The 19,994-nt window shown below is 71.8% G+C and carries 14 protein-coding genes, 1 pseudogene and 1 riboswitch; of the genes and pseudogenes, 5 read left to right on the top strand and 10 right to left on the bottom strand.

What is annotated here, in order from left to right; all coding sequences use genetic code 11:
• Positions 1–30 precede the first annotated feature (30 nt).
• Complete coding sequence (locus ABD256_RS04770; protein WP_344413816.1) at positions 31–702, top strand: sortase domain-containing protein; 672 nt, start codon at positions 31–33, stop codon at positions 700–702.
• A gap of 173 nt (positions 703–875) precedes the next feature.
• Here ABD256_RS04770 and ABD256_RS04765 read toward each other — a convergent pair whose 3' ends face one another.
• From ABD256_RS04765 to ABD256_RS04755, 3 genes are all read right to left on the bottom strand, one after another.
• On the bottom strand, positions 876–1,916 hold the full coding sequence (locus ABD256_RS04765) for an LLM class F420-dependent oxidoreductase (RefSeq protein ID WP_344413814.1): 1,041 nt from the start codon (positions 1,914–1,916) through the stop codon (positions 876–878).
• A gap of 87 nt (positions 1,917–2,003) precedes the next feature.
• Positions 2,004–3,659, bottom strand: coding sequence for a DUF885 domain-containing protein (locus ABD256_RS04760; protein WP_344413812.1), 1,656 nt, complete (start codon positions 3,657–3,659; stop codon positions 2,004–2,006).
• Entirely contained in the window at positions 3,656–5,323 is a 1,668-nt protein-coding gene (locus ABD256_RS04755; RefSeq protein ID WP_344413810.1) for a DUF885 domain-containing protein, read from the bottom strand. The genes ABD256_RS04760 and ABD256_RS04755 overlap by 4 nt, the downstream gene beginning before the upstream one ends.
• Positions 5,324–5,479: 156 nt before the next feature.
• Between ABD256_RS04755 and ABD256_RS04750 the strand changes: the two genes are divergently transcribed.
• The 3 genes from ABD256_RS04750 (at position 5,480) to ABD256_RS04740 (ending at position 7,182) form a co-directional block, all read left to right on the top strand.
• Complete coding sequence (locus ABD256_RS04750) at positions 5,480–6,505, top strand: AsnC family protein (protein WP_344413807.1); 1,026 nt, start codon at positions 5,480–5,482, stop codon at positions 6,503–6,505.
• A gap of 203 nt (positions 6,506–6,708) precedes the next feature.
• Positions 6,709–6,951 carry a hypothetical protein gene (locus ABD256_RS04745; RefSeq protein ID WP_344413805.1) on the top strand — a complete coding sequence of 81 codons (243 nt, stop codon included), beginning with the start codon at positions 6,709–6,711 and terminating at the stop codon, positions 6,949–6,951.
• Positions 6,952–6,981: 30 nt separating this feature from the next.
• Entirely contained in the window at positions 6,982–7,182 is a 201-nt protein-coding gene (locus ABD256_RS04740; RefSeq protein WP_344413802.1) for a hypothetical protein, read from the top strand.
• Here ABD256_RS04740 and ABD256_RS04735 read toward each other — a convergent pair.
• The 6 genes from ABD256_RS04735 to ileS form a co-directional block, all read right to left on the bottom strand.
• Positions 7,179–8,105: an RluA family pseudouridine synthase gene (locus ABD256_RS04735; RefSeq protein ID WP_344413800.1), complete on the bottom strand. Its 927-nt coding sequence runs from the start codon at positions 8,103–8,105 to the stop codon at positions 7,179–7,181. The two genes, ABD256_RS04740 and ABD256_RS04735, sit on opposite strands and share 4 nt — an antisense overlap.
• Positions 8,102–8,695 carry a signal peptidase II gene (gene lspA / locus ABD256_RS04730; RefSeq protein WP_344413798.1) on the bottom strand — a complete coding sequence of 198 codons (594 nt, stop codon included), beginning with the start codon at positions 8,693–8,695 and terminating at the stop codon, positions 8,102–8,104. The genes ABD256_RS04735 and lspA overlap by 4 nt, the downstream gene beginning before the upstream one ends.
• 108 nt (positions 8,696–8,803) lie before the next feature.
• The gene (locus ABD256_RS04725; RefSeq protein ID WP_344413796.1) at positions 8,804–10,165 is read right to left on the bottom strand and encodes an aminotransferase class V-fold PLP-dependent enzyme; all 1,362 of its coding nucleotides are present in this window, start codon (positions 10,163–10,165) and stop codon (positions 8,804–8,806) included.
• A 33-nt stretch (positions 10,166–10,198) separates the two neighbouring features.
• Positions 10,199–10,313, bottom strand: a riboswitch (SAM riboswitch).
• A 96-nt stretch (positions 10,314–10,409) separates the two neighbouring features.
• Positions 10,410–11,102 carry a M23 family metallopeptidase gene (locus ABD256_RS04720; RefSeq protein ID WP_344413794.1) on the bottom strand — a complete coding sequence of 231 codons (693 nt, stop codon included), beginning with the start codon at positions 11,100–11,102 and terminating at the stop codon, positions 10,410–10,412.
• Positions 11,103–11,249: 147 nt separating this feature from the next.
• Positions 11,250–12,728: a potassium/proton antiporter gene (locus tag ABD256_RS04715; RefSeq protein ID WP_344413792.1), complete on the bottom strand. Its 1,479-nt coding sequence runs from the start codon at positions 12,726–12,728 to the stop codon at positions 11,250–11,252.
• Between the two features lie 551 nt (positions 12,729–13,279).
• Positions 13,280–16,492 (bottom strand): isoleucine--tRNA ligase, encoded by a 3,213-nt coding sequence (gene ileS, locus ABD256_RS04710; protein ID WP_344413788.1) that lies wholly within the window; start codon positions 16,490–16,492, stop codon positions 13,280–13,282.
• Positions 16,493–16,814: 322 nt separating this feature from the next.
• Here ileS and ABD256_RS04705 point away from each other — a divergent pair.
• Positions 16,815–18,152, top strand: a pseudogene (locus ABD256_RS04705) (FUSC family protein); the annotation flags it as partial.
• Positions 18,153–18,540: 388 nt separating this feature from the next.
• Here ABD256_RS04705 and ABD256_RS04700 read toward each other — a convergent pair.
• A complete protein-coding gene (locus tag ABD256_RS04700; RefSeq protein ID WP_344413786.1) occupies positions 18,541–19,980 on the bottom strand; it encodes an MFS transporter in 1,440 nt (479 codons plus the stop codon).
• Positions 19,981–19,994 lie beyond the last annotated feature (14 nt).

The following is a 19,994-nucleotide window of genomic DNA, read 5'->3' as shown; positions in this document are numbered from 1 at the left end:
GGGAACGGCCACTGCTGCGACAGGGTGACCGTGACCGACAGATCCGATCGTCGTACCGAAGCCGGGATTCTCGCCGCGGCCGTGGCGGCCGTGGTGGTCGCGCTGGCCGGCGCCCTGCTCGGCACCAGCCTGCTGACCTCGGCGGTGGCCGAGCGCACCGTGGCCGGGCTCCCGAGCGGGCCGGCGGAGAGCGCCGTCACCCCGGTGGTGACCGCGCCGCTCGCCGAGGGCGGCGCGCCGTTCCCGTCGTCCGCCCCGACCGCGCTGGACATCCCGGCGCTGGGCATCGGCTCGGCGACGGTGGTGGACCTCGGCCGCACCCCGACCGGCACGATGGAGGTCCCCGGCAGCGCGGGCGTTCTCGGCTGGTACGCCACCAACCCGGCACCGGGCGAGCCGGGGGCCGCGGTCATCGCGGGGCACACGCTGTTCGCGCACTCCTACGGCGTGTTCCACCGGTTGCGCGACCTGGTGCCCGGCGACGAGGTCCGCGTCTCGCGCGCCGACGGCAAGACCGCGGAGTTCACCGTCGAACGGGTCGAAACGCGGCAGGGCCCGCTCACCCCTGGCGACGTCGCGCCGGACCGCACCAGCCGCGCCGAACTGCGCCTGGTCACCTGCGGCGGCCTCTACGACGACGCACCGGACGACGCCGTCACCGTCGTCACCGCCGCACTGGCCCCGGACCGCCTCGCCAAGTAACCGGCGGGGCCCGCGATGCCCTGAAGGTGCCCTTGAGGGAGTCCGGCGCCGCGAAGGCGTCCTTCGGGGCATCAGCACCACCATGCCGCGCGCCGCGAGGGGCGAGATCGCGGCCTCAGAGTCCCCAAAGGCGACTTTCAGGGACCACGGCACCCGCGAAAGCCCTCCAGGCGTCAGGCGGTGAGTTCCTTCAGTTCGCGCACCACGGCCGGGCGCCGCGCCGGGTCCGGCTCGATCACGTTGACCTGCAACGTGGTCGCCCCCGCCTCGCGGAACGCGGCGAGCCGCTCCTTGACATGGCCGACCGGGCCGACCAGCGACATCGCCTCCAGCAGCTCCCGCGGCAGCGCGGCGGCGGCTTCGTCCTTCTTCCCGTCCAGGTACAGGTCCTGCACCTGCTTCGCCTCGGCCTCGTAGCCGTAGCGGCACACCAGGTCGTTGTAGAAGTTCTTGCCGCGCGCGCCCATGCCGCCGACGTAGAGCGCGACGTAGTGCCGGATGTTGTCGAGCAGGTGCGCCACGTCGTCGCCGATGGCCACCGGGAGGCCGACCACGACGTCCAGCTCGCCCAGCTCGGGGTCGCGCTTCGCCTTGCCCTCGGCGAGCGGGGCGCCCCACACGTCGTTCGCCTTCTCCGGGTGGAAGAAGATCGGCTCCCAGCCCTCGGCGATCTCGGCCGTCATCGCGACGTTCTTGGGGCCGAGCGAGGCGAGCATGATCGGGATGCGGGAGCGCACCGGGTGGTTGATCAGCTTGAGCGGCTTGCCGAGCCCGGTGCCCTGGTCGGCTGGCAGCGGGATCTGGTAGTGCCTGCCGTCGTGGACCACGCGCTCGCGGCGCCACACCTGGCGGCAGATGTCGACGACCTCGCGCGTGCGGGCGACCGGCGCGTCGTACCGCACGCCGTGGAAGCCCTCGATCACCTGCGGCCCGGAGGCGCCCATGCCGAGCGTGAACCGGCCGTCGGAGACGAAGTCGAGGCCCGCCGCCGTCATCGCGGTCAGGGTCGGGGTGCGCGTGTAGATCTGCACGATCCCCGAGGCGATCTCCACCCGTTCGGTCTTGGCCGCGAGGAAGCCGAGCTGGCTCACCGCGTCGAACGAGTAGGCCTCGGGGATGAAGACGATGTCCAGCCCCGCGTGTTCCAGCTCGACGACCTCGGCGACCGACTCGGCGAAACCGCCCGCATAGCTGATCTGCGTCCCGATGCGCATACTGCCCGCCTTCCGTGCTGAGCGCCCGCTTAGTTGCGGTCACCCTACTTCATCGGGGCGGGGGCACCACCCGGCCTGTGACGAGGCCTAAACCGATCGGCGCGCGATCCAGCGCCGGATCACCCCGTCCAGCACCCGCAGCGGCAGCACGCCGTGCCCGAGCACCTCGTCGTGGAACGCGCGGATGTCGAACCGCTCCCCCAGCGCGCGCTCCGCCTCGGCGCGCACGCGCTGGATCTCCAGCCTGCCCACCATGTAGGACAGCGCCTGGCCGGGGCAGCCCGCGTACCGGTCGATCTCGGCCTCGATCGCGACCGGCGGCATCGGTGTGTGCTCGCGCAGGAACCCGGCGGCGCGCTCGCGGCTCCAGCCCAGCGCGTGCATTCCGGTGTCGACGACGAGCCTGCCCGCCCGCAGCGAATCCTGCGCCAGCAGGCCGAAGCGGCTCACGTCGTCGGTGTACAGGCCCATCTCGTCCGCGAGCCGCTCGGCGTAGAGCGCCCACCCTTCGAGGTAGGCGTTCACTTCGGCGACCCGGCGCAGCAGCGGCAGCTCGCTCAGCGCCATCGACAGCGAGTTCTGCAGGTGGTGCCCCGGCACGCCCTCGTGGAACGCGACCGCGTCGGCCTCGTGCCGGAAGCGCTCCTCGGCGCGGAAGGTGTTGACGTAGTACGTGCCCGGCCGCGAGCCGTCCAGCGCGGGCTCGAAGTAGTAGGCGATGGATCCGCCGTCAGCTTCGTGTTCGGGCATCGCCGTGATCGCGCACGACGCGGACGGCAGCTTCCCGAACCAGCGCGGCGCCGCCGCTTCGGCACGGCCGATGCTCGTCCGCGCCGCTTCGAGCATTTCGCCCGCGCTACCCCAGCGCAGCGCGGGATCGGTGCGCAGGCGGGCGAACAGCGCACCGAGATCGGTGACGCCGAAGACCCGCGCGCCGAGTTCGCGGTACTCGTCGCCGAGCCGTTCGACGAGGGCGAGCCCGGTGTCGTGCAGGTCCCGCGCGGACCGCTCGGTGGTGGTGTGCGCGCGGATCAGCGCGGCGTACCTCGCGTCACCGCCGGGAAGCCAGCACAGCCCCGGTTTCTCCTCCGGCAGCCCGTTCGGCGCCACCTCGTCGCGCAGGAAGTTCCGGTAGGCGGAGTACGCCGGGCGGACGGCCTCGGTCAGCAGCCGCTCCTGCCGGTCGGCGAACCCGGCGGCCTTCGCGTCGAGGCGGAGCGGGTCGGTCAGCGGGTTGCCGAGGTACCGCTCGACGGCCGCGATCCCTTCCCGCACCAGGAATGCCGCAGGCACCAGCCCCTCGGCCGCGCCGGCGCGCTGGCGTCCGCGCACGGCGTCCAAATAGGACGGAAAGGCGGCGAGCCTGCCCAGGTGGGCTTCCGCCTTCTCCCCGGTGTCCGGCGTGACGTTCGGCATCAGCACCAGCGGGATCAGGGCGGGGGCGGCGAAGGAATCGTTCACCGCGAAGTCGCCGAGCCCGGCGTCGACGAGGTCGATCGCCGCCTTCGCCTGCTGCCGCACCACTTCAAGGGTCACGATGTCCACTTCGGACTCGGGAACGGGCGCGGCTTCGGCGCGCGCGGAGATCCCGGCGAACCGCTCGCGGTTCCGCGAGGCGGCGGCCCGGCTCGGATCGGGCAGGCCGGACGGCCCCGGCAGCCCGAGCAGCATGGGGCGCAACGGATCCGCTTCGAACAGCGCTTCAGCCAGCTCGTCGGCGAGCGCGGCAGGACTGCCGGTCACCAGGTCGCCCCGTTCCCGGCCGCCCAGTCCCGCACGACGTCCTCCAGCGCGGGCAGCGGCAGCGCGCCCCCGCCGAGCACGAGGTCGTGGAACGCCTTGATGTCGAACCGCTCGCCAAGCACCCTTTCGGCGTGCGCGCGGATGCGCTGGATCTCCAGGCGCCCCACCATGTACGCCAGTGCCTGGCCGGGGTAGGCGAGGTAGCGGTCCACTTCGGACTCGATCTCCACGCGCGACATCGGCGTGTGCTCGGTGAGGTAGTCGACGGCCTGCTGCCTGCTCCACCCCTTCGCGTGCAGGCCGGTGTCGACCACCAGCCGCCCGGCCCGCATCGAGTCGAGGGTGAGCATGCCGAGCAGCGCGACGTCGTCGGAGTACAGGCCCATCTCGAACGCGAGCCGCTCGCTGTAGAGCCCCCAGCCTTCGATGTAGGCGTTGAAGTCGCCGAGCCTGCGCAGCAGCGGCAGCTCGTCGAGCCCGAGCGCGGTGCTGATCTGGAAGTGGTGGCCGGGAATGGCTTCGTGGAACGCGGTCGCCTCCGCCGCGTGCCGGAACCGCTCGGTCACCTCGTGTGTGTTGGCGTAGTAGGTGCCCGGGCGCGCGCCGTCGGCGGAGGGCTGGATGTAGTAGGCGGCGGGCGCGCCAGGTGCCTCGGCCTCGGGCACCGCCGAGACGACCCACCCCGCGGACGGGATGCGCCCGAACCACTCCGGCGCGGCGGCCTCGGCCCTGCCGATCGCGCCGCGCGCGGTCTCCAGCAGGTCGTCGGCGTCGCGCCAGCGCAGCTCCGGGTCGGTGCGCAGGTGCGCGAACACCTCGCGCACGTCGGTCGTGCCGAACACCCTGCCGCCGATCTCGGCGTACTCCTGCGCCAGCTCGCCGATGATCCGCAGGCCGGTCTCGTGCAGTTCGTCGGGGGTGCGGCCGGTGGTGGTGTGCACGCGAGCGAGCGCGGAGTAGATGCCGTCGCCGCCGGGCAGCCAGCACAGCCCGGCGCGGTCGGCCTTCCTGCCGTGCGGCTCGACGTCGGCGATCAGCCCGTCGCGGTAGGCGGCGAACCCGGGGCGCACCACGTCCCGCAGCAACTCGGCCCGCCGCTCGGTGAGGTTCTCGTCCGGCAGCGCGTGGCGGGCGAGCGGGTCGTTCGCGGGATCGGCGTCCAGGTAGCGGCCGAGGTGGTCGATCGCCGCGCGCACGAGGTGGGCGACCGGCAGCAGACCGGCTTCGATCCCGGCGCGGTGCCGGTCGAGCGCCTGGCCGAGGTACCCGGGGATCGCGGCGAGCCGCCCGAGGTGCACCTCGGCCTGCTCCGCCGTCGCGACCGTCACCATCGGCAGCGTGGTCAGCATCGACACCGCGGGCGCGATGAAGATGTCGGTGACGGTGAACTCGACGAGCTTGCTCTCCGCGCGGTCGACCTGCCCCCTGAGCTGGCTGAGCAGCACCTCGCGGGTGACCCTGTCCTCCGCCGAGAGCGAGGCCGGGTCGATCGCGGTGGCCCGCTCGCCGAGCGCCTTCAGCTTCGCGACGACGGCCCGCTCCGCCTCCGCGGACAGGTCGCCGATCCCGGCGCGTTCGAGATCGAGGCCGAGCACGGCGGGCCAGAGCGGTTCGGCCTCGAACATCACCTCGAGGTACTCGTCGGCGAGCTGGGTCACGGTCATCGGCTGTCCCCCGTTGGTCTGCGTTTTCGAGCCGGTGGCGCACAACGGTTCCCAGCGGCTCCCGGTGTTCTCCCCGTCACCCTATGCCCGCGATTCCGGCCGCCTCCGGCGTGGCAGCCTGCACCCGAGCCGCGACCAGGCGGTAGCGTTCGAACCGTGGCCGTGACCGATCCCGTTGACTCCCGCCTGCTCGCCGCGCTGGCCGAGCTGGGCAAGGCGGCGGTGCACGAGCTGGCGGCGAAGGTGGGCATGGACCCGCGCGAGGTCGCCTACCGCCTGGTCTCCCTGTCCGGGAGCGGATTGCCGCTGCTCGTCGGCGTGGAGAGCGATCCGAACGGGCTGCGCGCCGCGCTCGCCGGCGCGCCCCAGCAGCCGCCGAGCCAGCAGGTCCCGCAACCGAACCCGCAGCAACGGCCACCGCAACCACCGCCGTCACCCGTGCACGGCGCGCCTTCGGGTGCCTACGCGGTGCACGGCACCCCGTCGGCCGCGTACCCGGTGCACGGCACCCCCTCCGCGCCCTACCCGGTGCAGGGCGTGCCCTCCGGTGCGTACCAGGTGCAGCGGCAGGGGCCGCCACCGATGGGACGGCCGCCGCAGGGCCCACCGCCACTGGGCCCGCCGCCGCGACCGCCGATGCGCCAGCCTCCGCCGCCGGTGGACCCGGTGATGAGCACCTGGGGCCCGCCGCAGAGCGCTTCGTGGGCGCGCGGCGACGAGCAGATGCCCGGCGCGCAGGCGCCGAAGGGACCGGTGCCCAACCGCACCGGCCGCACCGGTGACGTGCTGCCGAGCGAAGGTCTCGAAGGCGAGCAGCTCACCGTGCAGCTCCTGGAGGTGCAGGACCCGGCGGACTTCCTGTTCAGCGCGGCGGGGTACCGCCTGGAGGAGAACGAGCGGTCGGTCGTGGTGCACACCGAGGTGGTCAACCGCGGGCCCATCCCGTTCGCCTCGCTGCCGGACAACTTCCTGGAGCTGATCGCCGCCGACGGCAAGGCGATCGGCAAGGCACCGGTCTCGCTGACCTCGCGGCCGCCGCACAAGATCGGTGTGCAGCCGGGCGAGACCGCGGGCGGGCACACCGTCTACGTGCTGCCGGAGTCGACGCGCGTGGTGTCGGTGCGCTGGAGCCCGCGGCCCGAACCGGACGAACGCACCATCACCTGGGCGATCGAGGACTGATCCACCGGCCGGGTACCGAGCCGCGCCGCGATCGCGAGAGCCCCGCCGCCACCCTTGGTTCGCCGTGTTGGGTTGCCGTTCAGGGATGGCTTTGGACGGTAGGGAGGTGTGCAGCTCTTGTTGTCCGGGCTGCGGTGGGGTTGTGGTCCGGATAGCTGATTTTGCTGGCTTAGCAAGCTTTTGATATATGTCCATTGTGGACCGTGCAACTTAGTTCACCTGCTCAGGCGATCGAACCCCTGTGCGAAAGCAGCCTCGGCGCCGCGGTCAGGGCCGCCGCGCCGTTGACGCTCGGGCTCTACGGCACCTGGATGTTCTCCATCGTCCTGGTCTGGGATGTGTTCGTCGCCGTCGTCCTCGGCTCAAGGCGCGCTCTCGCCCGCATGGACCGCATCCTTGCGTGGCTCACGAGGCTCTCGGGTGGCTTCCTCGTTCTCTTCGGATAGCCGCGAAGAAGCGGCCGTCCACACCGAACGATGTGGACGCCAAACGACACCGAGCGGACCGCGTTGGCCCGGTATCGATGCCTGCCGGCGGCCGCGATGTGCTGGTACGGCGCCGGTCCCGTGCTCGTCCGCGCGCCGATCTACCGGATCGTCACCCACGACCTTGCCGCGCGCCGGGAGGAAACGCAGCTCGGCGCGAACCGGTCGGCGATCGGCGTCGTGCTGGCCTAGTTTTCGTCGCGGAGGATCTTCAGCGCGTTCGCGAGATCGTCCGGGTACTCGGACTCGAACTGGACCCAGCGGCCGTCCGCGGGGTGTGCGAAGCCGAGCGTCCGCGCGTGCAGCCATTGCCGTGACAGGCCCAGTTTCCTGGCCAGCACCGGGTCCGCGCCGTAGGTCAGGTCACCGGCGCACGGGTGCTTCAGCGCCGAGAAGTGCACGCGGATCTGGTGCGTGCGCCCGGTTTCGAGCTTGATTTCGGTGAGCGAGGCCGCGCGGAACGCTTCCACCACTTCGTAGTGCGTGACGCTGGGACGCCCGCCCGCGACGACGGCGAACTTGTAGTCGTGCCGGGGGTGCCGGTCGATCGGGGCGTCGATGGTGCCGCGCGTCGGGTCCGGGTGGCCCTGCACGACGGCGTGGTAGCCCTTGTCGACGGTGCGCTCCTTGAACGCGCGCTTGAGCACGGTGTACGCGTGCTCGCTCTTCGCCACCACCATCACGCCGGTGGTGCCCGCGTCGAGCCGGTGCACCACGCCCTGGCGTTCGGCCGCGCCCGAGGTCGAGATCCGCAGGCCCGCCGCGACGAGGCCGCCCACGACGGTCGGGCCGGTCCATCCTGGACTCGGGTGCACGGCGACCCCGACGGGTTTCGAGACCACCACGATGTCGTCGTCATCGTGCACGATCCGCATGCCCTCGACCGGTTCGGCGACGACTTCGACCCTGTTCTCCGGCTCGGGCATGGTCACTTCGAGCAGCCCACCCGCGGTGAGCCGGTCGGACTTGCCGACCGGGCGGCCGTCGAGCAGCACTTCCCCGGTCTCGGCCAGTTCGGCGACCACGGTCCTGGACAACCCCAGCATCTTGGCCAGCCCGGCGTCGACGCGCATGCCGTCGAGTCCGTCCGGTACCGGGAGCATCCGCGCGCTCACGCCTTCGCCGCCTTCCCGCTCCGCGACGACGAGCCGTCGTAATCCTTGCCCAGCACCGAAAGCACCACGATGAGCGCCGCGCCGACGCAGATGCACGAGTCGGCGACGTTGAAGACCGGCCACGCCTCGCCGTTGGGCGAGAAGAGCGAGATGAAGTCGATGACGTGGCCCCGCAACAGTCCCGGCGCGCGGAAGATCCGGTCGGTGAGATTGCCGAGCGCGCCTGCGAGGACCAGGCCGAGCCCGACCGCCCAGCCGGCGGACCGCAGCCGCCGCGAGAGCCAGATGATCGCGCCGGCGACCACCACGGCCCCGATCGCGAGGATCCAGGTCATCCCGGTGGCCAGCGAGAACGCGGCACCGGGGTTGCGCACGATCTGGAAGTACACCAGCCCGCCCAGCGCCCGTACCGGCTCCCTGCCCTCCCACTCCGACAGCGCGAGCACCTTGGTCAGCACGTCGGCGGCGAGCGCCACGACGGCGACCCCGGCCACCAGCGCGACGCGCCGCTTCGGCTGGACGGCGGGGGTGTCCGGCCCGGCGTCGGCCGTGTCCGGAGTGGAGGTCTGTTCGGTGCTCACCCGGTCCATTGTCCACGCACGTGCCCGCGCCGGTTCAGTCGCCACCAGTGACGGGCCCGCGCGGGCGGCCCCCGGCGACCAGCGCCACCATCGCGGCCGCCAGCAGCGCGGCGCCGGTCAGTCGCGCAGGAACGACGGCAGGGCGCGCGGATCCGGCGTCGGCGCCCAGCGGCCGTCGACGACCGCGTAGGACCAGCGCGCACCCCTCGCCACGATCTGGCGCAGTGCGAGCAGAAGCCGGTCGACGTGCTCCTCGGTGGTGCCGAGACCGATGCTCACCCGCACCGCCTGCTTGGCTTCGACGCCGGTGCGCCCGATGAGCCTGCGCGTGGCGATGTGAGCGCAGAAAGCGCCGTCCCGCACGCCGATGCCGTACTCCGCGGAGAGCACCGCGGCGAGCCGGCCGGGTTCGAACCCGTCGAGCACGAAGCTCACCGTGCCGACCCGGTCGCCCGCATCCTCGAACAACTTCAGCTCCGCCAAGCCGGGCACCGACTCGAACCCGCGCCGCAGCTTCTCCAGCAGCGCGTGCTCGTGCGCTTCGAGTGCGGCGCGGTTCGCGGCGAGCTGTTCGCACGCGACGCCGAGCGCGTACACGCCGACAGTGTTGGGCGAACCGGCCTCGTGCCGCTCCGGGCCGTGGTTCCACACCACGGAGACGTCGCCGGCGTCCGCGCTGGACACCACCTTGCTGGCACCGCCGCCCGCGAGGTACGGCTGCGCTGCCCGCAGCCAGTCCGCGCGCCCGACGAGCACACCCGCCCCGAACGGCGCGTAGAGCTTGTGCCCGGAGAAGGCCACGTAGTCCACATCGGACTCGCGGAGGGAAACCCCGCGGTGCGGGGAAAGCTGGGCCGCGTCGAGCGCGATCCGGGCACCGCGGCGACGTGCCACGGCGGCGATCTCGGCGACCGGCAGCACCTCGCCGGTCACGTTCGACGCACCGGTGAGCACGACCAGCCTCGGCCCCTCCGCGCACGCGGCTAGCGCACTGTCCACAGCGGACACCGCGGCGAGCCTGGTGCCGGGCAACGGGATCCGGTGCACGTTCGGGCCGCGCCACGGCAGGAGCGCCGCGTGGTGCTCGGTGTCGAACACGACCACCGAGGTGTTCTTCGGGACCGCGCGGGCGAGCAGGTTGAACGAATCGGTGGTGTTCCTGGTGAAGATCACCGTGTCACCGGCGCGCGCGTCGACGAACCGGCGGATGGTGTCCCGCGTGCGCTCGTACAGCTTCGTCGAAACCTGCGAAGCGAACCCGGCGCCGCGGTGCACGCTGGCATACCAGGGAAGGAACTCGTCGACGGCGTCGCGGACGGCGTCGAGACACGGCGCGCTCGCCGCGTGGTCGAGGTTCGCGTAGCCGATGTCGTCACCGCTGACCAGCGGGACCCGCAGCCGCGCACCGGCGACGGCGGGAAGTTCGGGCAGCGCGGCGGTTTCGGCGGAAACGGCGGTTCGGTCGAGTGCGAGAGTCATCGGGGGCCTCCTCGGGTCAGGGACCCGCTGGAGGGCCCGCGCTTGCCCGTCGCACTTCGCGACGAGCCAGGTCCTCACCCGGGGCACCCCACCGCGGTTGGAGGGTTGCCGGCCAGCAAGCCGGGGCTTCGCGCTGGCACTCGTGACCTGCCGGAGACGATAGCGGAACCGGCCGGGCCCGCGCGAGCGATCTTCGGAGGTTTGAGATCGCGCTCACACCGACCCGGCCGGGCCCGCCGCTGGATCAGCCGTCGTAGCGGAAGTAACCGGGCAGCTTCACGACCTCTTTGGTCTTCGCGTTGGTCGCGGTGCCCTTGTACTGCTCCGCCTCGGCGTTGAAGAGCCAGCCACCGAAGGTGTGGCCGTCCACCGCGACGCCGACATCGTTGGCCACCTCGGTGGAAAGGCGGTCGTAGGAGACGTTGTCCCAGTTACCGCCCGGGATCGAGTCCACCGCGTTCGACAGCACCGAAGCGGCGTTGAGCGTCCACAGCGTGAAGTGCACATGCGCGCCGGTGGTGTGGCCGCCGCACGGCAGCGCGTTGCCGATCGAGCCGAGCACGGCGCCCGGCTCCACCTCCTGGCCGTCGGCGACCTTGATGCCTTCCATGTGGTAGTAGCCGGTGCGCCAGCCGTTCTCGTGGTCGATCGTCACCCAGTCGCCGCCGGAGCAGTGCTGGAGGCGCACGGTGCCGCCGAGCGGGGCGCGGACGGTCGAGTCGTCGGGGTTGAAGTCGATCGCGTTCTTGACACCACTGCCGCCGTCGTCCGAGTGGATGCCGGCGGATCCGGTCTTCTGCCCGGCCGCGAAGGGCAGGCCGAACACCGGGAAGCCGTCGTCGGCGCTGGCCGTGCTGATCGCGGTCGGCGAGACGAGCAGGACACCGGCCAGCACGGCGGCACCGGCGTACCCAAGACGAGACGAGGTTTTCGTCACTCTCTGTTCTCCCTCAAGGCCCGGACTTCACCCCAGAGAGGTCCGTGAAGTCATCGGAGTCAGCAAAAGTCGGCGAACATTAACCCGAACAGGCCAACAAGGGAATACAGAAGGGTGAAATTGTCTACCGCTCCGGGGACTTCTGGCTTATTTGCCGGATTCCCCGCGCCAGCGGGCCAGCCTGCCCGCCCTGTCGACGGCCCTGATCCGCCGTTCCGCCGCTTCGCGCGCCTTTTCCGTCGTCACCACGAGCAACTGATCGCGCTCCTGCAACCGGCTCGTGCCCTGCGGCGTGAACCCGGCGCCGTCCCGGACCACCAGGCTCACCGTGGCCCCGGCCGGGAGCCTCAGCTCCGACAGGTACACGCCGTGCATCCGCGATCCCGGCTGGATCCGCACCTGCAACAGCTCGGCGCCCAGCTCGTCCAGCGGCGCGGCATCGACCTCCAGCTCGGTCGGGCCGCCCTTCTCGCTCAGGCCCAGCAGCCTCGCCAGCGGCGCGAGCGTGGTGCCCTGCAGCACGGTCAGCACGATGACGAGCACGAACACGGCGTCCACCAGCCGTTGCGCGCCGGGCACCCCCTCGGCCATCGGGATCAGCGCGAGCACGATCGGCACCGCGCCCCGCAGGCCCGCCCAGGACAGGAAGACCTGGTCGCGCCACGGGACCCGGAACGGCAGCGCCGAGCAGAGCACCGACAGCGGTCTCGCGAGCAGGAGCAGCACTCCCCCGGCGACGAGGCCGGGCACGAGCGCCGCCAGCAGCCGTTCCGGCGACGAGTACAGCCCCAGCAGCACGAACAGGCCGATCTGCGCGAGCCAGCCGAGCCCCTCGGCGAAGGAGAGCGTGTCCGAGCGGTGCGGCAGCCGCGAGTTGCCCAGCACCACCCCGGCGACGTAGGTCGCCAGCAGTCCCGACGCGTGCGCGAACTGTCCCGAGGAGTAGGCGAGGACGCACACCGCGACCGTGGCGAGCGGGTACAGGCCGGTGGCGGGCAGCGCGGCCTTGCGCAGCGCGAACGCGCCGAGCCAGCCGAATCCGAGCCCGATCGCGAGGCCGACGCCCAGCTCGTAGACCACCAGCAGCGGCAGCGTCCAGTCCACTGTGGTCCCCTCGGCGAGCACCACCACCGCGATGTAGACCGGGGCGTCGTTCATCCCGGACTCGAGTTCGAGCGCGCCGACGAGCCGTTTGCCGATGCCCGCGGTGCGCAGCACCGAGAACACCGCGGCCGCGTCCGTCGAAGCGAGCACGGAACCCCACAGCAGCGCCATCCGCCAGTCCAGCCCCAGCAGCCAGTGCAGTGCCGCGCCGGTGACCGCGACACTCACCACCACGGCCACTGTGGACAGTGCGATCCCGATGCCCAGCGCGGGTTTCACCGCCGTCCACCGGGTCGTCAGGCCGCCCTCGGTGAGGATCATCACGAGCGCGGCGAGCCCGAGCGACTGCGTCAGCGTCGGGTCGTCGAACCGGACGCCGAACCCGGCTTCCCCGATCAGGACGCCGATTCCCAGGTAGAGCAGCAGTGACGGCAGGCCGAGCCGGATCGACACCCTGACCGCGATCACCGAAGCGAGCAGCACCGCCGCGCCGGTGCCGAGAATGACCGGAAGCTGGTCCATCCCGCCTCCTTCCGCCGCACCCGTGGGTCTCCACAATAGATGTGCGGCGACATGCTCCTCACCGGCGCACCCGGAAAACGGCGAAAACTGTTGGGAGAGAACAAAAGTACGGATGCTTCCAGTTACCGTGCCGCAGCGGGCGCCCTGATGGGGCGGTGACGAGAGGTGACGTCGAGTCGATCCTGGCGCGGCCGGTGGCGGATGAGCGGGCCCAAGAAGGGGTGGATTCCTTGCGCGTAGCCCCCGAAGACCCCTTCAGGGAATCCGACACCGCATACTCGGCCCTCACCGCGCGCGGCATCGCGATGCCCACGCCCTGAAGAGAGCCTTCACTGCGTCAGATTCCCTCAATGCTCCCTTCGGGGCGCCTGCGGACTGCCCTCGCCTTCACGTCGCTTCACGGTCGAAGGGGCCACGGCGCCGATCGGCAGCACGGCCTTGCGCGCACCAGGTTTCACCGCTGTCCCCCGCCTTCGTCCCGCTCAGCTTGCCCATCGCGGGGCGGGGAGGGGTGTTACCGCCGGGAGCCGATCCCGGCTCCCGGCGGTGGGTCAGGCCTTCACGACCAGGACCGTGACCTTGACCCCGTCGCCAACGGTACCCGCCGAGCCTTCGGCCACCGTGCCGTAGGTCACATCGACGGCGAGCGTCTCGTCGGCGAGGAACTTCTCGTGCTTCTTCGCGGCCGCGACGACGTCGTCCGGTGCGTCGACGGTGAGGCGGATCCGGTCGGCGACCTCGAACCCCGCGTCGCGCCGGGCCTGCTGGACCACGCGGACCAGGTCGCGCACCAGGCCCTCGCCGGCGAGTTCGGCGGTGACGTCGGTGTCGAGCAGCACCAGTCCCGAGCTGTTCGGCAGCTCGGCCGCCGCGCCCGAGTCCTTGGCCACGAGCTTGCGCTCGTACTCGCCGTCGACGAGTTCGATCCCGGCCGCGACAACGGCACCACTGTCCGATGTGGACCAGTCGCCCGCCTTGACGGCCTTGATCACCTTCTGCACGTCCTTGCCGAGCCTCGGCCCCGCGGCGCGCGCGTTGACCGCGACCTCGAACCCGCCGTGCGCGGCCACGTCCGTGGTCAGCTCGACGGACTTGACGTTCACCTCGTCGCGGACGATGTCGGTGAACTCGCGCAACGTCTCGGCGTCCTCGGCCGCGACGAGCAGGCGTGCGAGCGGCAACCGCACGCGCAGCTTGTTCGCCTTGCGCAGCGACAGCGCCGACGACGCCACCTGCCGCACCCGGTCCATCGCGGTCACCAGCGCCGCGTCGGCTGGCAGGCCGAGCGCGCCCGGCCAGTCCGCGAGGTGCACCGAACGGCCGCCGGTGAGCCCGCGCCACACCGTTTCGGTGGTCAGCGGCAGCAGCGGCGCCATCACGCGCGTGGTCACCTCGAGCACGGTGTGCAGGGTGTCGATCGCGTCGGCGTCGCCCGCCCAGAACCGGTCGCGCGAGCGCCGCACGTACCAGTTCGTCAGCACCTCGAGGAAGTCGCGGACGAGCTGGCAGGCACCGGCGATGTCGTAGTTGTCGAGCGCGTACTCGGCGTCGGTCACCAGTTCGTGCGTCTTCGCCAGCACGTACCGGTCCAGCACGTGCGGGGAATCGGTGCGCCACTTGCCTTCCAGGCCTTCGGCGTTCGCGTAGAGGGCGAGGAAGTAGTAGGAGTTCCACAGCGGCAGCACGGCCTGGCGCACCGCGTCGCGGATGCCCCGCTCGGTGACGACCAGGTTGCCGCCGCCCAGGATCGGGCTCGCCATCAGGTACCAGCGCATCGCGTCCGAGCCGTCGCGGTCGAACACCTCGGTGACGTCCGGGTAGTTCCGCAGCGACTTGGACATCTTCTGCCCGTCCGAGCCGAGCACGATGCCGTGCGAGATGCACGTCCGGAACGCGGGCCGGTCGAACAGCGCGGTGGCCAGCACGTGCAGCAGGTAGAACCAGCCGCGGGTCTGGCCGATGTACTCGACGATGAAGTCGCTCGGGTAGTGGTGCTCGAACCACTCGGCGTTCTCGAACGGGTAGTGCACCTGGGCGTAGGGCATCGAACCCGAGTCGAACCAGACGTCGAACACGTCCTCGATGCGCCGCATGGTCGACTTCCCGGTCGGGTCGTCGGGGTTCGGCCGCGTCAGCTCGTCGATGAACGGCCGGTGCAGGTTGTCCAGCCGCACGCCGAAGTCGCGCTCCAGCTCGTCGAGCGAGCCGTAGACGTCGGTGCGCGGGTACGCCGGGTCGTCGGACTGCCACACCGGGATCGGCGTGCCCCAGTAGCGGTTGCGGGAGACCGACCAGTCGCGCGCGTTCTCCAGCCACTTGCCGAACTGGCCGTCCTTGACGTTCTCCGGGTACCAGGTGATCTGCTGGTTCAGCTCGACCATCCGGTCCTTGAACTCGGTGACCGCGACGAACCACGACGACACCGCGCGGTAGATCAGCGGGTTGCGGCAGCGCCAGCAGTGCGGGTACGGGTGCTCGTAGGTCTCGTGGCGCAGCAGCAGCGCACCCTGGCGCGCCGCGGATCCGGTGCCGTTCTTGAGGTCCTTGATGATGTTCGGGTTCGCGTCGAAGACGAGCTGGCCCGCGTAGTCCGGCACCGTGGAGTCGAACTTGCCGCCCGCGTCGACCGGGGTGACCGGGGTGATCCCGGCCGCGTCGGTGACGACTTTGTCCTCTTCACCGTAGGCGGGCGCGATGTGCACGACCCCGGTGCCGTCCTCGGTGGTGACGTACTCCGCGGCCAGCACGCGGTGCGCGTTCTCGGTGCCGACGAAGTACGGGAACGGCGGGGTGTAGCGGGTGCCGAGGAGATCGGCCCCGCGGTAGCGCGCGACGACCTCGGGCTCCTCGCCGAGTTCCCGCGCGTACGCCGCGACGCGCGCCTCGGCGAGCAGGAACCGCTTGTCCCCCTGCGCTTCCGAGCGCACGACCACGTAGTCGACCTCGGGGTGCACCGCGGTCGCGAGGTTCGACGGCAGCGTCCACGGGGTCGTGGTCCAGATCAGCAGGTAGGTGCCGTCGAGCTCGTTCTCGTTGCCCTCCATGCGGTACCCGACCGTGACGGCCGGGTCCTGGCGGCTCGCGTAGACGTCGTCGTCCATCCGCAGCTCGTGGTTGGACAGCGGCGTCTGGTCGCGCCAGCAGTACGGCAGGACCCGGTAGCCCTCGTACACGAGTCCCTTGTCCCACAGGCGTTTGAACGCCCACAGCACCGATTCCATGAAGGTGACGTCGAGCGTCTTGTAGTCGTTGTCGAAGTCGACCCAGCGCGCCTGCCTGGTGACGTAGGCCCGCCACTCGCCGGTGTAGCGCAGCACGGATTCGCGGCAGGCGTCGTTGAACTTGTCGATGCCCATCGACTCGATCTCGTCCTTCTCGGTGATCCCGAGCTGGCGCATCGCTTCCAGCTCGGCGGGCAGCCCGTGCGTGTCCCAGCCGAAGCGGCGCTCGACGTGCTTGCCCTTCATCGTCTGGTACCGCGGGACGATGTCCTTCACGTAGCCGGTGAGCAGGTGCCCGTAGTGCGGCAGGCCGTTGGCGAAGGGCGGGCCGTCGTAGAACACGTACTCGCCCTCCCGTCGCCCACCGCCTCCCTCAACGGAGTCGCTGCGCGACGCTGCCCTGTCGCCGTCCGTGCCCGCCACGCGGGCGTCGATGGTGGCCTGGAACGTGCGGTCGGACTCCCAGTACGCCAGCACGTCCTTCTCCAGGTCCGGGAAGGACGGCTGCGACGGGACCTGGCCGTCGTGGGACTTGGGGTACATCCTGCGCGCTCCTCGCGTGTTCGTCGCTCTCGTACGGCCTGCCGGCACTGGACCGGCGACCACACGGGGACGAAGACGCTCGCGCGTTCCGCGGTACCACCCCGCTTGCCCGCGCACGCGCGGGCCACTTCCTTGGACGGCTGTCACGGGCCGCACCCGGCCGGGTCTACTGGGGACTCCGCGTCCCGTTCTTCCGGCGGCTCCCCGGTGATGGCCGGATCAGCGCCTGTGCACATCCAGATTAACGCGCCGGTCGAGGCGTTTTCCACGCGGCCCGCCTGTCACCGGGTGGCACGGCGCACCCGGCTCTAAGGTGACGCCCATGAAGGGCCCGGGAATGCTGGTGGTGCTGCTCGTCATCGTCGGGGGCACGGCGGGGCTCGGCACGGTCGCGGGGCTCGGCAACGCCGCCGTGCTGGCCGCGCTCACGGCCCTGTTCTGCCTCATCGCGGCGCTCGGCGGGCCGCTGCGGGCCGATCTGCGGCTGCTGGCGGTGTTCGCGCCGGCGCTGATCGTCGCGGTGGGCGTGCCGAGGCTGCTCGGCGCGGTGTCGCACGCCGCGGCGATCGCGCTGGTGACCGTGGTGGTGTTCGTCGCGGGACTGCTGCCCGCGCTCGGCTCCCGGTACGTCACGGTCGGGCTCGGGCTCGGCATGGCGTCGCTGTTCGGCTACGGGTTCCAGATCACCGGCGGCGCGAGCGCGGGCCAGCTCATCGGCGCGCCCGCGCTCGCCGTCGCGGTGGTGTTCGTGCTGCGGGTCCTGATCGGGCTGGCCGATCCGGGGAAGGCGACCAGGGGCGCCCTCGCGGACACGCTCACCGCCGCCGACAGCGTCGAAACCCCCGAGAAGGCGGCCAGGCTGTGGCTCGCCGACCGCCCGGAACGGTGGACCGCGCAGGTCCTCGGCGCTTCGATGCGGTACCGCACGGCGCGGGCGATCCTCACGGTGCGGCTCCGCACACTCGACGGCGCGGCCGCGGAGACGGTCACCGCCGAACTGGAGAAAGCGGGCGAGCACGCCGAAGAGCTCGCCGCCGCCGTGCGCGCGAAGAAACCGTCCTCAGTGGACGAAGCGGGCGGCGGCACCGGTCTCACCGGCGCCGCGGGCGCGCTCACCGAAGCGATGTGGTCCGCGCTCGGCGCGGTCCGCGACGCGGAAGCCACCCGTGACCGGTCGCGTGTGGACGTTCCGAAGACGCTGCGGCGCCAGGTGCTCGGCAGTGAACTGCGCGGCGCGCTTTCGTGGCGCTCCGCCCAGCTGCGGCACGCGGTGCGGTGCGCGCTGGGCATGCTGCTCGCGCTCGTGCTGGCCGGGTTCCGGCCGGGCGACCCGCTCACGGTCGCGTTCCTGATGGGCACGTTCGCGGTGATGCAGCCGGAATGGCGTGACAGCGTGGAAAAGGCGAAGCAGCGGATCGCGGGCGCGATGGCGGGCGCCGTGGTCGTGGTGCTCGTGATCTGGCTGCTGCCACCCGCGGCGCTGCTGCCGATCGCCGTCGTCGCGGTGCTCGGCGGGTTCACCGTGATGCGGAGCGAACCCGTGGTGTTCAACGGGTGCATGGTGCTGATGAGCGTCGGCGTCAACGCGGGCACGCGGCACCTCGACCCCGGCGAAGTGCTCGTGGAGTACGTGCTGCTGATCCTGCTGGCCGCGGTGATCGGGTTGCTGTTCGGGTTCGCCGCGATCCCCGGCGTGCGCAAGCCGTCGATCGCCGACCGGTACGAGCGCGCCGTCACCGCGGCACGCGAACTGCTCGCGACGACCGTCTCGGTGCTGCGCGGCGAGGACGTCGGACGGCACGACCTCGCGCGGCGCTTCGCCGAAGCCGCCAGGGCGAGGCAGGAGCTGATCACCGCCGAACCGGGCAGCGCGGAGCCGGAACCGGACCAGCGGCGGGCGGTCGAGGACGCCGACGAGAGCCTGCGCGGTCTCTCCGGGGTCGCGGGCGCGCTCGTGCTGGGCCGTGAACAGGCCGCTCCGATGGCCGAGCCGGTCAGCGAGATCGTCCGCGCGCTCGCTGAGGGCACCGAACCCGATCTCGACCGGCTCACCGCCCGCGATCCGGAGTCCCTCGGGGACGAGCGGCGGCTCCTGCTCGACACGCTCGCCTCGGACGCGCTGCGCCTGCACGAAACGGGCGCGGTGCTGGCGGCCGGATCGTCGCCACCGTGACGGCGATCGCGGCCAGCCACAGCGCCGCGGCGGTCACCCCGATCACGTGCAGGCCGCCGGTGAACGCGGCGGCGTCGCCCGGTTCACCGGCCAGCGCGCCGAAGAGCGCGACACCGACCGCGCCCGCGGCCTGCCGCGCCGTGTTGTTCACACCGCTGGCCACCCCGCCGTAACCCGCCGGAGCGCCGCTCACCGCGGCCGAGACGACCGCGGCGGTCAGCAGGCCCATTCCGCCGCCGAGCGCCGCCAGCGTCGGCAGGACCGTCGGATAGCCGCTGCCGGGTCCCACCCGCAGCAGGTTCAGCATGCCGAACGCCCCGAGCGCCAGCCCGGCGACGATCGGCGCCCTCGGCCCGTAGCGCGCGGTCAGCCTCCCGGTGACCGGCGCCAGCAGTGCCAGTGGCGCGAACAGCGGCAGCATGCGCACCGCCGAGCCGAGCGGGCCCGCGCGGAGCACCCCCTGCAGGTACAGGGTGGCGACCAGGATCGTGCCCAGCCCGACCAGGTTCATCGCGCCCGCGACCAGGTTCGCGCCGAGGAACGAGGCGGAACCGCGCAGTTCCACCGGAACCATCGGGTGCGTGCCGCGCCGCTGGGAGAGCACGAACCCGATCCCGGCGACCACCGCGAGAACCCCGGCGCCGATCCCGTTCCCGCCGCCGTCGATGACGGCGTAGACGAGGGCGGCCAGGCACACCGCCCCCGTCGAAGCGCCCACCCAGTCGACGGGCCTGCTTTCCCGGACGCCCGCGGGCACGAGCCGCAGCGACAGTACGATCGCGACGGCCACCAGCGGCACGTTCAGCCAGAAGAGCCACTGCCACCCCGCCGCGGCCACGACCGCGCCGCCGAGCAACGGGCCACCCGCCACCGCCAGCGCGGACACCCCGGCCCAGATCCCCAGCGCCCGAGCCTGTTCCCGGCGTTCGGGGTAGACCCCGGTGATCACCGCGAGCGTGCCCGGCAGCAGCAACGCGGCCCCGATCCCTTGCAGCACCCGGAATCCGACCAGCGGCGCGACAGCCGTGGCGAGCGCGCAGCCCGCCGACGCGGCACCGAACACGGCGAAGCCCGCGATCACCACCCGCCGATGGCCGAAGGAATCACCGAGCGCGCCGCCGGTGAGCAGCAGCGCCGCCAGCACCACGGCGTAGGCGTCCACGATCCACTGCAGCTGCGCCACACCCGCCCCCAGCCGCGCGCCGATCGTCGGCAGCGCGACGTTCACCACCGTCACGTCGAGCTGGACCAGGAACATGCCGGCGCACATCGTCAGCAGGACGGCGCCCCGCCCGGTCTTCGTCCTCGTCTCCATGGGGCGAGCCAACC

This window comes from Amycolatopsis minnesotensis (assembly GCF_039529815.1).
GTDB lineage: Bacteria > Actinomycetota > Actinomycetes > Mycobacteriales > Pseudonocardiaceae > Amycolatopsis > Amycolatopsis minnesotensis.
This window is presented reverse-complemented; position numbering and strand designations above follow the sequence as displayed.

Bases quoted from the DNA above. Each gene is read 5' to 3' on its own strand.
- ABD256_RS04765 (WP_344413814.1), bottom strand. From the start codon at position 1,916: ATGCGCATCGGGACGCAGATCAGCTATGCGGGCGGTTTCGCCGAGTCG.
- ABD256_RS04755 (WP_344413810.1), bottom strand. From the start codon at position 5,323: ATGACCGTGACCCAGCTCGCCGACGAGTACCTCGAGGTGATGTTCGAG.
- ABD256_RS04740 (WP_344413802.1), top strand. From the start codon at position 6,982: ATGTGGACGCCAAACGACACCGAGCGGACCGCGTTGGCCCGGTATCGA.
- lspA (WP_344413798.1), bottom strand. From the start codon at position 8,695: ATGGACCGGGTGAGCACCGAACAGACCTCCACTCCGGACACGGCCGAC.
- ABD256_RS04725 (WP_344413796.1), bottom strand. From the start codon at position 10,165: ATGACTCTCGCACTCGACCGAACCGCCGTTTCCGCCGAAACCGCCGCG.
- ABD256_RS04715 (WP_344413792.1), bottom strand. From the start codon at position 12,728: ATGGACCAGCTTCCGGTCATTCTCGGCACCGGCGCGGCGGTGCTGCTC.
- ileS (WP_344413788.1), bottom strand. From the start codon at position 16,492: ATGTACCCCAAGTCCCACGACGGCCAGGTCCCGTCGCAGCCGTCCTTC.
- ABD256_RS04700 (WP_344413786.1), bottom strand. From the start codon at position 19,980: ATGGAGACGAGGACGAAGACCGGGCGGGGCGCCGTCCTGCTGACGATG.